Source organism: Streptomyces cellostaticus (assembly GCF_023630175.1).
Lineage (GTDB): Bacteria > Actinomycetota > Actinomycetes > Streptomycetales > Streptomycetaceae > Streptomyces > Streptomyces cellostaticus_A.
The window spans coordinates 1-12,333 of record NZ_JALLIN010000025.1 but is presented as its reverse complement, the minus strand read 5'-3'; the positions used below and the strand labels follow the sequence as shown (position 1 = coordinate 12,333).

Here is a 12,333-nt window from a genome sequence, read left to right as displayed (position 1 = left end):
TCCTTCAGTGATGAGGGGCGGTGTCGCCGCTGGTGGTCGAGGCTGCCACCAGGCGGTTGCGGGCCCGCCCCATCAACTCCTCACGCTCGTCCTCGGTCAGGCCGCCCCAGACTCCGTACGGCTCGCGCACCGCGAGCGCGTGCGCCGCGCACTCCGCACGGACCGGGCACCTCATGCAGACCTCCTTGGCCGAGTTCTCGCGAGCGCTCCGAGCCGCCCCGCGCTCGCCCTCGGGGTGAAAGAAGAGCGAGCTGTCGACCCCGCGGCAAGCAGCCAGCAACTGCCAGTCCCACAGGTCCGCATTCGGTCCGGGAAGGCGGGAGAAATCTGCCATTACGTGACCCCTTGTAGCCGTTCTGGGCGGATCCGGTGCCAACGACCGTACATCTCCGGTCTAAGGAGATGAAAATATGACTCATTGCGAATCTAGCTCCAGACACTGAGAAACGGGAGCAAAAGCGACTAAATGGGGCATAGGTTGTGATGAAAAGTTGAGAGTCCGTTGGGCATGTCTGCACCGTGTCGAGACCCTCACGTTGTGTGCCGAAGACGGCATGTAGCCCCGTAACTCTTTCGAGTGACCGTCGTTGAGAGTGCGGAGGCGGTTGAAAACACAAGCGCTCGGGCAGGCGTCCGAGGCGGTCGACCGCACAGGTGACGATTCCGTACCAGCCTGGAGGCTCAAGGTGACGCGCATCAGCTGCGGAGGGCGGTCATGACATCCGTCCTCGTCTGCGACGACTCCCCGCTTGCCCGAGAGGCGCTGCGCCGCGCGGTGGCGACCGTGCCCGGCGTCGAGCGCGTGACCACGGCGGCCAACGGCGAGGAAGTCCTCCGCCGCTGGGGCGCCGACCGCTCCGACCTGATCCTGATGGACGTGCGCATGCCCGGCCTGGGCGGTGTCGAGACCGTGCGCCGCCTGCTGTCCGCGGACCCGGGCGCGCGCATCATCATGCTGACCGTCGCCGAGGACCTCGACGGCGTGGCCCTCGCGGTGGCCGCCGGCGCCCGCGGCTACCTGCACAAGGACGCCTCGCGCGCGGAGTTGCGCGCCACGGTCACGCAGGCCCTCGCCGACCCCACCTGGCGTCTGGCGCCGCGCCGGCTGCGCTCCGCGGAGATGGGCGCGGCGCCCACCCTCACCGCACGTGAGATCCAGGTGCTCGAGGGGATGAGCCACGGCCGCTCCAACGCGGAGATCGGCCGTGAGCTGTTCCTCTCCGAGGACACGGTCAAGACGCACGCCCGACGCCTCTTCAAGAAGCTCGGCGCCTCGGACCGGGCCCACGCGGTGGCACTCGGCTTCCGCTGGGGACTGGTCCGGTAGGACGTGTGCCGCGGCGCACGGCCGCGGCCGGCCCCTGATGGACCCCGTCCGCCGCACGGCGGACGGGGCGGAGCGAGGCCGCGGGGCGAGGTCCGGAAGCCGGGTGGAGCGCGGCCGCGGGTGCTGCCCGGCGGCCGGCCGACGGTGGCCGGCGACCGGTGTCCGCGCCCCTGCCGGCGCCCCGAGGTCATGCGGTCGACATGCGCATACCTGTTCGAGCGGTACCGCGGTCCGGTCGTCGCCGAGGTGACTGTGGGTGACGATCCCCGTCCGCCCGGCCCGTACCGCTGCCCGGCCCCAGCGGACACCCCCACCGGTGGTCCGCCGCCCGGCGGTGGTCCGCCGCGACGCCGCGGCCGCGCGCCCGCCGGACCGTCCACCGGGGTGCGCCGCGCCGGGGGCACGGGTCGTCGGCGCGCGGTGCGGAGCACGTGGACGGGGGCCGGGTGAGGCGGTCGGCGTACGCCCGCTGCTCGTTTCGGCGCGGATGCCGCATCCTTGAGATGTGGAGTCTCTCGGGGACGAGTCGGTCGAGCGGAAGGGGAGGGCGCAGGGGATGAGTGCCGGCGCACCTACTCATAACGCTTCGGTGCACAACCACGAGCGCGATGCGACGGACCGGACGGCCGCAGGGCACCATGGACCGATGCGCGACGACGAGGCGGGCTCGGCCCATGGTGCGTTCGGCGCGCTCGTGCACCGCGCGGTCGACGGCGACGCGCAGGCCACGCACGACCTGCTCGCCCACGTCCACCCCCTGGCGCTGCGCTACTGCCGCACCCGGCTGTCCCGGCTCCCGGGCGACGCGCGCCACTTCGTCGAGGACCTCGCCCAGGAGGTCTGCGTGGCGGTCCTGCTCGCCCTGCCCCGCTACCGGGACACCGGCCGCCCCTTCGAGGCCTTCGTCTTCGCCATCGCCTCGCACAAGGTGGCCGACCTCCAGCGCGCCGCGATGCGCCACCCGGGTTCCACGGCCATCCCCTCGGACGAGATGCCGGAACGCCCCGACGACTCCCTCGGCCCCGAGGAGCGCGCCCTGCTCAGCAGCGACGCGGAGTGGGCCAAGAAGCTGCTGGCCAACCTGCCCGAGAACCAGCGGGAGCTGCTCCTGCTGCGCATCGCCGTGGGCTTGACCGCCGAGGAGACCGGGCAGATGTTGGGAATGTCACCCGGCGCGGTCCGGGTGGCCCAGCACCGTGCGCTGAGCCGCCTGCGCGCACTGGCCGAGCAGTAGACCCCCAGGGCGGAGTCCTCGGAACTCCGTCCACTGAACGGGCACACCCCCGTTCCCGTACGAACATACGAAGCCCGAAGGGGCGTCCTGACGTGGAATTTGCTGGCGAGGCTTGCCGTTAGCATGGACATCCGCACCGATCAAGGCCATTTGGGGAAGGTGTCATGACTGCAAACGTCGACGGAGTGCCCGGTAAATTCGCGACACTCGGGCTGACCTACGACGACGTGCTGCTGCTGCCGGGCGCATCCGAGGTGCTCCCCAACGCGGTCGACACCTCGTCCCGCATCTCCCGCAACGTGCGGGTGAACATCCCGCTGCTCTCGGCGGCGATGGACAAGGTGACCGAGTCCCGCATGGCGATCGCGATGGCCCGGCTGGGCGGCGTCGGCGTGCTGCACCGCAACCTCTCCGTCGAGGACCAGGTCAACCAGGTCGACCTGGTGAAGCGGTCCGAGTCCGGCATGGTCACCGACCCGATCACGGTGCACCCCGAGGCCACGCTCGCCGAGGCGGACGCGCTCTGCGCCAAGTTCCGCATCAGCGGTGTCCCGGTCACCAACCCCGAGGGCAGGCTGCTCGGCATCGTGACCAACCGCGACATGGCCTTCGAGAGCGACCGCAGCCGCCGCGTGCACGAGGTCATGACCCCGATGCCGCTGGTCACCGGCAAGGTCGGCATCTCCGGCCCCGAGGCCATGGAGCTGCTGCGGAAGCACAAGATCGAGAAGCTGCCGCTGGTGGACGACGAGGGCGTCCTCAAGGGCCTGATCACGGTCAAGGACTTCGTCAAGGCCGAGAAGTACCCCAACGCCGCCAAGGACGCCGAGGGCCGGCTGCTGGTCGGTGCCGCGGTCGGCGCCAGCCCCGAGGCGCTGGAGCGCGCCCAGGCGCTCGCCGCGGCCGGTGTGGACTTCCTGGTCGTCGACACCTCGCACGGCCACAACAGCAACGCCCTGAGCTGGATGTCCAAGATCAAGTCGAGCGTGAACGTCGACGTGGTCGGCGGCAACGTCGCCACGCGCGACGGCGCCCAGGCGCTGATCGACTCCGGCGTGGACGGCATCAAGGTGGGCGTGGGCCCGGGTTCCATCTGCACCACCCGCGTCGTCGCCGGCATCGGCGTCCCGCAGGTCACCGCCATCTACGAGGCGTCCCTCGCGGCCCGATCCGCCGGTGTCCCGCTGATCGGCGACGGCGGCCTGCAGTACTCCGGCGACATCGGCAAGGCCCTGGCCGCCGGCGCCGACACCGTGATGCTGGGCAGCCTCCTCGCCGGCTGCGAGGAGTCCCCGGGCGAGCTGCTCTTCATCAACGGCAAGCAGTTCAAGTCGTACCGCGGCATGGGCTCGCTGGGCGCCATGCAGTCCCGCGGCCAGGGCAGGTCGTACTCCAAGGACCGCTACTTCCAGTCCGACGTCACCGCCGACGAGAAGCTCGTGCCCGAGGGCGTCGAGGGCCAGGTGCCCTACCGCGGTCCGCTCGCCAACGTGCTGCACCAGCTCGTCGGCGGCCTGCGTCAGACCATGGGCTACGTGGGCGCCGCCACCATCGAGGAGATGGAGTCCAAGGGGCGGTTCGTGCGGATCACCTCGGCGGGTCTGAAGGAGAGCCACCCGCACGACATCCAGATGACGGTCGAGGCACCGAACTACAGCAACAAGAAGTGACGCACACGCGCGTGTGACGGGCATCGGCGGCGGCCCCGGAACCTCCGGGGCCGCCGTTGCCGTGCCCGTCGGCGATACTGGAAGACGCTGAACGCATCAGGGAAAGGCCAAGACGTGACTGAGATCGAGATCGGGCGCGGCAAGCGCGGCCGCCGGGCGTACGCCTTCGACGACATCGCCGTCGTCCCCAGCCGCCGTACGCGGGACCCGAAGGAGGTCTCGATCGCCTGGCAGATCGACGCCTACCGGTTCGAGCTGCCGTTCCTCGCCGCTCCCATGGACTCGGTCGTCTCCCCGGCCACCGCGATCCGCATCGGTGAGCTGGGCGGTCTGGGCGTACTGAACCTCGAGGGCCTGTGGACGCGGCACGAGGATCCGCAGCCGCTGCTCGACGAGATCGCCGAGCTGCCCGCCGAGCGGGCGACCCGCCGCCTCCAGGAGATCTACGCGGCTCCCGTCAAGGAGGAGCTGATCGGCGCCCGCATCAAGGAGGTGCGCGACTCCGGTGTGGTCACGGCGGCCGCGCTCTCCCCGCAGCGCACCGCCCAGTTCTCCAAGGCGGTCGTCGACGCGGGCGTGGACATCTTCGTGATCCGCGGTACGACGGTCTCCGCGGAGCACGTGTCGTCCTCGCACGAGCCGCTGAACCTCAAGCAGTTCATCTACGAGCTCGACGTGCCGGTGATCGTGGGCGGCTGCGCCACCTACACCGCGGCCCTGCACCTGATGCGCACCGGCGCGGCCGGCGTGCTGGTGGGCTTCGGCGGCGGCGCCGCGCACACCACCCGCAACGTGCTCGGCATCCAGGTCCCGATGGCGACGGCGGTCGCCGACGTGGCCGCGGCCCGCCGCGACTACATGGACGAGTCCGGCGGCCGGTACGTGCACGTGATCGCGGACGGCGGCGTCGGCTGGTCCGGCGACCTGCCCAAGGCGATCGCCTGCGGTGCCGACTCCGTCATGATGGGCTCCCCGCTGGCCCGCGGCACGGACGCGCCCGGCAAGGGCCACCACTGGGGCATGGAGGCCGTCAACGAGGAGCTGCCCCGCGGCCAGAAGGTCGACCTGGGCACGGTCGGCACCATCGAGGAGATCCTCACCGGCCCGTCCCACACCCCCGACGGCTCCATGAACTTCTTCGGCGCCCTGCGCCGCGCCATGGCCACCACCGGCTACAGCGAGCTGAAGGAGTTCCAGCGGGTCGAGGTGACGGTGGCGGACAGCCAGCACCGCCGCTGAGCCTCCGACGCACGCGGAAGGGCCGGCCGTCCAGGAGGATGGCCGGCCCTTCCGCGTGTCCGACTGCGCTCGTCCGGGGCGGAGTCCGGGGGCGGAAGGGAGGTGGGCCCGTAGGCCGCCACCGCAGGCCCGACCGCGGGGACCGCGGCGCGGTGCCCGCCGCGGTGAGCTCCTCCGCTCCGCACGGTGGCCGCGGCTTCGCCCCTGACGCCGACGGCGCCGCCGGCCCGGGTGTTCGCGCGCCCCCTTTCACAGCCGGTGCGCCGCCCCCGTGGGGGTCGCGCCCCGGGTGTCCAGCAGGAGCTGGGCCTTCACCGACAGTCCCTGCAGGTCGTACGTGCGGTGGTGCTGGAGCAGGATCGTCAGGTCGGCATCGGCGACCGCCTCGTACAGGGCGTCGGCTCGGGGGACCGGGCGGTCGAGCACGCTCCACGCGGGCACGCACGGGTCGTGGAAGCTCACGGACGCCCCCAGCTCGGTCAGCCGCACCGCGATCTCGCGCGCGGGCGTCCCCTGGAGGTCGGCGACGTCGGGCTTGTAGGTGACACCCAGCAGCAGCACACGGGCCCCGCGCGCGGACTTGCCGTGCTCGTTGAGCAGGGTGGCGGCGCGCCGGACGACGTACTCGGGCATGCGGTCGTTGACCTGCTGGGCGAGTTCCACCATGCGCAGGGTGCGGGTCGCGTGGCCGGTCAGGTCCTGCGGCATGCCGTGGCCGCCGACGCCCGGGCCCGGCCGGAAGGCCTGGAAGCCGAACGGCTTGGTCTCCGCGCAGCGGACGACGTCCCACAGGTCGACGCCCAACTCGTGGCAGAGCACGGCCATCTCGTTGACCAGCGCGATGTTCACGTGCCGGTAGTTCGTCTCCAGCAACTGCACCGTCTCCGCCTCGCGCAGCCCCCGCGCGCGGACCACCTTGTCGGTCAGCCGCCCGTAGAAGGCGGCCGCCGACTCGGTGCAGGCCGGGGTGAGGCCCCCGATGACCTTGGGGGTGCTGGCGGGGGTGCGGTCGCGGCTGCCGGGATCGACCCGGCAGGGCGAGTAGGCGAGGTGGAAGTCGCGCCCGGCGCGGAGTCCGGAGCCCTCCTCCAGCAGGGGGCGCAGGAACCCGTCGGTGGTCCCGGGCAGCACGGGTGACTCCAGGATGACCGTGGTGTGCGGCCGGAGCCGTTCGGCGAGCGTGCGGGCGGCCGCCTCCACCTGGCCGAGGTCGATCCCGCCGTCGGCACCGCGCGGGGTGGGCGCGCAGATCACCGCGGTGCGCACCCGGCCGAGCTGGGCCGGGTCGGTGCCGGGCAGGAAGCCGGTGGAGCGCATCCGGCGCAGCTCGGCGGGGCTGAGCGAGCCGGCCTCGGGGCCGGTGGCGTACCCGATGGTCGGGATGCCTGCGGCGACGGCGGCCTGGGCGAGCGGCAGGCCGTACGGACCGAGTCCGATCACGGCGAGGTCTGCGGGCATGGGGCGTGGGCCGTCCTTCCCAGTAGCCGAAGCGGGGCGGGTGCGCAACCGCTGTGGGCAGCATGTACGAGCGCACTGTCACACTAGGAGTAAATATGACCGTTATGTGGGATTGTGTTCGTGTGTCTCCCGGGTGGTTGCGCGCACGTCGTCCACAGGTCGCGGGCGCATGGTGGCCGGCCCAGGGCGAGCCGGTCAGAATTTGGGCATGAGGAGGGGATGAACGGGCTCCGCCCCTTCGCGGGTGCGGCCCACGCGAGCGAGACGTGCGACAGCGGGAGGCAGCGGTGAGGACAGCGACTCTGGGCCCGGAGCAGCGCGCCGAGGCACTGGCGGCGATGGCGGAGCGCGAGCTGGACGTGCTGGTGGTCGGCGGCGGGGTGGTGGGTGCCGGGACCGCGCTGGACGCCGTCACCCGCGGTCTGTCCACCGGCCTGGTCGAGGCCCGTGACTGGGCGTCCGGTACCTCCAGCAGGTCCAGCAAGCTCGTCCACGGCGGTCTGCGCTACCTGGAGATGCTCGACTTCGCCCTCGTCCGCGAGGCGCTGAAGGAGCGCGGCCTGCTGCTGGAGCGGCTCGCCCCGCACCTGGTCAAGCCCGTGCCGTTCCTCTACCCGCTCCAGCACAAGGGCTGGGAGCGGGTGTACGCCGGGTCGGGCGTCGCGCTCTACGACGCGATGTCGATGGCCCGCGGGCACGGCCGGGGCCTGCCCCTGCACCGGCACCTGAGCCGCCGTCACGCCCTGCGGGTCGCGCCCTGCCTGAGGAAGGACGCCCTGGTCGGCGCGCTCCAGTACTACGACGCCCAGATGGACGACGCCCGCTTCGTCACCAACCTGGTGCGCACGGCGGTGTCCTACGGCGCGCGCGTCGCCAACCGGGCCCGCGTGACCGGGTTCCTGCGCGAGGGCGAGCGGGTCGTCGGCGCCCGGGTGCAGGACGTGGAGGGCGGCGGGGAGTACGAGATCCGTGCCAAGCAGGTCGTCAACGCCACCGGGGTGTGGACCGACGACACCCAGGCCATGGTGGGGGAGCGGGGCCAGTTCCACGTCCGCGCCTCCAAGGGCATCCACCTGGTCGTGCCCAAGGACCGCATCCACTCCAGCACCGGCCTGATCCTGCGCACCGAGAAGTCGGTCCTGTTCGTCATCCCCTGGGGCAGGCACTGGATCGTCGGCACCACGGACACCGGCTGGGACCTCGACAAGGCCCACCCGGCCGCGTCCAGCGCCGACATCGACTACCTGCTGGAGCACGTCAACTCGGTGCTCGCGGTGCCGCTCGGCCGCGACGACGTGGAGGGCGTGTACGCCGGGCTGCGCCCGCTGCTGGCCGGCGAGTCGGACGCCACCAGCAAGCTCTCCCGCGAGCACACCGTGGCGCATCCGGCGCCGGGTCTGGTGGTCGTGGCGGGCGGCAAGTACACGACGTACCGGGTGATGGCGAAGGACGCCGTCGACGAGGCCGTGCACGGGCTCGACATGCGCGTCGCCGACTGCGTCACCGAGGAGATCCCCCTGCTCGGCGCCGAGGGCTACCGGGCGATGTGGAACGCCCGGGCGCGGATCGCCGCCCGCACCGGCCTGCACGTGGTCCGGGTGGAGCACCTGCTGAACCGGTACGGCTCCATGGCGGAGGAGGTCCTGGACCTCATCGCCTCCGACCCGGCTCTGGGCGAGCCGCTGCGGGCCGCCGACGACTACCTGCGCGCCGAGGTCGTGTACGCCGCCTCGCACGAGGGCGCCCGGCACCTCGACGACGTGCTCACCCGCCGGACCCGCATCTCCATCGAGACCTTCGACCGGGGGACCCGCAGCGCCCGCGAGGCCGCCGAGCTGATGGCGCGGGTCCTCGGCTGGGACAAGGGACGGATCGAGCGCGAGGTGGAGCACTACGAGAAGCGGGTCGAGGCCGAGCGCGAGTCCCAGCTCCAGCCGGACGACCTGACGGCGGACGCGGCCCGGCTGGGGGCGCCGGACATCGTGCCGCTGTAGCCGGAACCACCCGCCCGGGTGCCCCGGGCCGGGCGGGTCCGGGGCGGCCCGTGAGCACGGTCCGGCAGGTGTGCCGAGGAGGGCCGGGGCGGGCCCGGAGGGGGAGTGGGGCGCAGGGTCTGACGCGGACTCAAGGGAGCGGTGCGGCGGGTGTTCCGGCGCGTGCGGCCCCCGGCGCGGCTCGGGGCACCCTGGGCGTCGGCCACTTGTCGGGTGAGAGACAATGGAGGCTCTGTCAGGGCGGGTTGCATGAGGGGACGCATGTCGGAGGCGGAGCGGGCGGGAACATCCCGTCAGGAGACTCGTCAGGGCAAGAACGAGCGGCGTCTCCTCGCCGGGCGGTACCGGCTGGGAGACGTGCTGGGCCGCGGCGGCATGGGCACGGTGTGGCGCGCCGAGGACGAGACCCTCGGCCGCACGGTCGCCGTCAAGGAGCTGCGGTTCCCGTCGAACATCGACGAGGAGGAGAAGCGGCGCCTGATCACGCGCACCCTGCGCGAGGCCAAGGCGATCGCCCGGATCCGCAACAACAGCGCGGTGACCGTCTTCGACGTGGTCGAGGAGGACGACCGGCCCTGGATCGTCATGGAACTGGTCGAGGGCAAGTCCCTGGCCGAGGTCATCCGTGAGGACGGCCTGCTGGAGCCCAAGCGCGCCGCCGAGGTGGGCCTCGCCGTCCTCGACGTGCTGCGCTCCGCGCACCGCGAAGGCATCCTGCACCGGGACGTGAAGCCGTCCAACGTGCTGATCGCCGAGGACGGCCGGGTCGTGCTCACCGACTTCGGCATCGCGCAGGTCGAGGGCGACCCGTCCATCACGTCCACCGGCATGCTCGTCGGTGCCCCCTCCTACATCTCCCCGGAGCGCGCCCGCGGCCACAAGCCGGGCCCCGCTGCCGACCTGTGGTCGCTCGGCGGCCTGCTGTACGCGTCCGTCGAGGGCCTGCCGCCGTACGACAAGGGCTCGGCGATCGCCACGCTGACCGCGGTGATGACCGAGCCCCTGGAGGAGCCCAAGAACGCGGGCCCGCTCCGGGACGTCATCCACGGCCTGCTCACCAAGGACCCGGCGCAGCGGCTCGACGACGCCGCCGCCCGCGCCATGCTGAACGCGGTGATCCACGCGCCCGAACCGGAGTCGATGGACGCCACCCGTGTCGTCCCGCTGCCGGCGCAGCCCGGCGGGCCGGAGGGCGGCCGGGGCGAGGAGGCCGGGGAGAAGCTGCGCGGGGCGCTGCGCTCGGTACGCAAGGCGGCCGGGGCGGCCACCGCGGCGGCGGCCGTGCGGGCGAAGAACAACGCCGGGCCGGCGGCCGCTTCGGGCACCGGCGGTCCGGGCACCGGGGGCGGTCCCGGCGCCGCGGCCGCGGCCGGTGCCGGCCCTCGCGGAGGACACACCGGTTCCGCCCAGGGCGCCCCGCCGGTGTCGAACCCGGTTGCGGGCAAGCCGAGTTCCGGATGGCCCGTGGTGCCGCCGCCGGACCTGGACCTGCCGTCACGGCCGGTCCCCAGGGCACCGCTCACCGACGTGGTGCCCAGGCGGACCCTGGTGATCATCGCGGTGGTGGTCGTGCTGGCGGTGATCGGCACGGTGCTGGCCCTGGTGTCCGGTGGCGACGACGGCAAGGGCGACGACCGCGGCAGCGGTGCCAAGGCCGCGCCGAGCGCGAGTGCCGTCACCAAGGAGGACAAGGACACGGGCGCCGCGAGCGGCTCCGACGACGACACGAAGACCGACGGGAACACCTCGGCCGCCGCCTCGACGGGCTCGTCGTCGGCCGACGCGGCGAGCGCGAGCACCTCCGACGACGACGGGGACTCCGGCTCGTCCGGCTCGAAGAGCGGCGGCAGCGCGCCCGTCGAGTCGACCCGCAAGGGCGGCCAGGGGTACTCGATCGGGCTGCCCAAGGGCTGGAAGTACCAGTCGACCGGCGCCGCCGGCGACCGCTACACCGGGCCCGACGGGCAGAAGCTCCTCGTCGCCTGGACCGGCACGCCCAAGGACGACCCGGTGGCGGACTGGAAGAACCAGGAGCGCTACATGGTGCGTTCCCAGTACCGGAGGATCCGCATAGAGCAGGTCGACTACCGCGGCTGGAACACCGCCGACTGGGAGTTCACCTATTCCGAGGGCGGCACCGGGTACCGCACCATCGACCGCGGGTTCGTGGTGAACGGGCACCTCGGTTACGCGCTGATGTACACCGCCAGGGCGGCGAAGTGGCGCGGCGACCTGCGCAAGGACACCTGGCGGACGCTGACGGAGTCCTTCCGGCCCAAGTCGTGACGTGACGGGGCCCCGTTCGGATCCGTGAGAATCCGTCATCCCCTCAATGCGGGTTGCCCCCGGCACGTATCGTGAATGGTTGCGGACCGTACGGAGCCGGATGCGGATTCGGAACGGATCGCGGGGGAAACGGATCTGAACGACCGGGCGGCCGGGGGAGGCAACGTGGACGACTATGCGGGTCGGGTGCTCGCCGACCGCTACCGCCTGCCGCTGCCGCCGTCCGACGAGTACGAACTGACCGAGACCCGGGCGTTCGACACCTACAGCGGCCAGGAGGTGCTGGTCCGTCAGGTGCCGCTGCCCGAGGTCGTCGAGGCCGAGGTGCTCGACGCGGAGGGGCTGCCCGAGGGCTTCACCGCCCGGGAGCGCGGGGCCCGCCGCTCACCCGCCGCCCGTACGGCCACCCGCCGCCCGTCGGATCCCGCGGTGCGGCGCGCCGTCGAGGCCGCGCAGGCCGCGGCCCGCATACCCGACCATCCGCGTCTGGACCAGGTCTTCGACGTGTTCGCCGAGGGCGGCTCACTGTGGATCGTCAGCGAGTGGGTGGCCGCCCGGCCGCTCTCCGCGCTGCTGACCGAGCGGCCGCTGCCGCCGTACCGGGCGGCCGAGGTCGCCTCCGACGTCCTCATGGCGCTGCGCGTGCTGCACGCCCACGGCTGGACGCACCGCAACATCACCGCCCGCACGGTCCTGGTCTGCGACGACGGCCGGGTGATGCTGACCGGACTCGCGGTCGGCGCGGCGGAGGAGGCCCTGTGCGGGTACGACCCGGTACCGGCCCAGGACGGGCCGCAGGACCCGCAGGGTCCCGCGGACGCCGGCGTGGCCGCCGCCGGGCAGGTGCCCGGCGCCCTCGCTCCCGGTGGCCCGGGTACTCGCGGCGGCCCGGGGAGCCGGGGACCCGGGGGCGCTCTCGAGCCCGCGGCGGCGAGTGCGTCCCACGACACCGATCCGGAGGCGGCGCGGCGGGCCGCGATCGAGGCGCGGGCTGCCGGCGGGCTGCCGGCGCCGGGCGGCGCTCCGCCGGGGACGGTCCCGGTTCCGCCCTCCGGCCGCCGGGCCGTGGAGAGCGGGGACGACGTCCGGGCCGCCCGCGCCGGCGCCATAGCCGCCTACCGCGCC

General features: G+C 72.9%; 9 protein-coding genes. 7 read left to right on the top strand and 2 right to left on the bottom strand.

Going from position 1 to position 12,333, the window contains the following annotated elements; genetic code table 11:
- Positions 1 to 4: 4 nt before the first annotated feature.
- Positions 5 to 334 (bottom strand): WhiB family transcriptional regulator, encoded by a 330-nt coding sequence (locus tag MXD57_RS17280; RefSeq protein WP_199211640.1) that lies wholly within the window; start codon positions 332 to 334, stop codon positions 5 to 7.
- A gap of 381 nt (positions 335 to 715) precedes the next feature.
- Here MXD57_RS17280 and MXD57_RS17275 point away from each other — a divergent pair, with 381 nt between their 5' ends.
- The 4 genes from MXD57_RS17275 (at position 716) to MXD57_RS17260 (ending at position 5,470) form a co-directional block, all read left to right on the top strand.
- Positions 716 to 1,327 carry a response regulator transcription factor gene (locus MXD57_RS17275; protein ID WP_003948568.1) on the top strand — a complete coding sequence of 204 codons (612 nt, stop codon included), beginning with the start codon at positions 716 to 718 and terminating at the stop codon, positions 1,325 to 1,327.
- Between the two features lie 646 nt (positions 1,328 to 1,973).
- Positions 1,974 to 2,561, top strand: coding sequence for a sigma-70 family RNA polymerase sigma factor (locus MXD57_RS17270; protein ID WP_250402357.1), 588 nt, complete (start codon positions 1,974 to 1,976; stop codon positions 2,559 to 2,561).
- A gap of 164 nt (positions 2,562 to 2,725) precedes the next feature.
- Positions 2,726 to 4,231 carry an IMP dehydrogenase gene (gene guaB / locus MXD57_RS17265; RefSeq protein ID WP_250402356.1) on the top strand — a complete coding sequence of 502 codons (1,506 nt, stop codon included), beginning with the start codon at positions 2,726 to 2,728 and terminating at the stop codon, positions 4,229 to 4,231.
- Positions 4,232 to 4,345: 114 nt separating this feature from the next.
- A complete protein-coding gene (locus tag MXD57_RS17260; protein WP_250402355.1) occupies positions 4,346 to 5,470 on the top strand; it encodes a GuaB3 family IMP dehydrogenase-related protein in 1,125 nt (374 codons plus the stop codon).
- Positions 5,471 to 5,719: 249 nt separating this feature from the next.
- Here the strand turns inward: MXD57_RS17260 and MXD57_RS17255 are convergent, their stop codons facing one another.
- Entirely contained in the window at positions 5,720 to 6,928 is a 1,209-nt protein-coding gene (locus MXD57_RS17255) for a nucleotide sugar dehydrogenase (RefSeq protein WP_250402354.1), read from the bottom strand.
- A 287-nt stretch (positions 6,929 to 7,215) separates the two neighbouring features.
- Here MXD57_RS17255 and MXD57_RS17250 point away from each other — a divergent pair, with 287 nt between their 5' ends.
- The 3 genes from MXD57_RS17250 to MXD57_RS17240 form a co-directional block, all read left to right on the top strand.
- Entirely contained in the window at positions 7,216 to 8,922 is a 1,707-nt protein-coding gene (locus MXD57_RS17250) for a glycerol-3-phosphate dehydrogenase/oxidase (protein WP_250402353.1), read from the top strand.
- A gap of 261 nt (positions 8,923 to 9,183) precedes the next feature.
- Positions 9,184 to 11,208 carry a serine/threonine-protein kinase gene (locus MXD57_RS17245; protein WP_250402352.1) on the top strand — a complete coding sequence of 675 codons (2,025 nt, stop codon included), beginning with the start codon at positions 9,184 to 9,186 and terminating at the stop codon, positions 11,206 to 11,208.
- 165 nt (positions 11,209 to 11,373) lie between these two features.
- Positions 11,374 to 12,333 (top strand): protein kinase (locus MXD57_RS17240; protein ID WP_250402351.1); only part of this gene is annotated, 960 nt, incomplete at its 3' end.

Excerpts from the sequence above, each read along its gene's own strand:
- MXD57_RS17270 (WP_250402357.1), top strand. The coding sequence starts at position 1,974 with ATGCGCGACGACGAGGCGGGCTCGGCCCATGGTGCGTTCGGCGCGCTC.
- guaB (WP_250402356.1), top strand. The coding sequence starts at position 2,726 with ATGACTGCAAACGTCGACGGAGTGCCCGGTAAATTCGCGACACTCGGG.
- MXD57_RS17280 (WP_199211640.1), bottom strand. The coding sequence starts at position 334 with ATGGCAGATTTCTCCCGCCTTCCCGGACCGAATGCGGACCTGTGGGAC.
- MXD57_RS17245 (WP_250402352.1), top strand. The coding sequence starts at position 9,184 with ATGTCGGAGGCGGAGCGGGCGGGAACATCCCGTCAGGAGACTCGTCAG.
- MXD57_RS17255 (WP_250402354.1), bottom strand. The coding sequence starts at position 6,928 with ATGCCCGCAGACCTCGCCGTGATCGGACTCGGTCCGTACGGCCTGCCG.
- MXD57_RS17275 (WP_003948568.1), top strand. The coding sequence starts at position 716 with ATGACATCCGTCCTCGTCTGCGACGACTCCCCGCTTGCCCGAGAGGCG.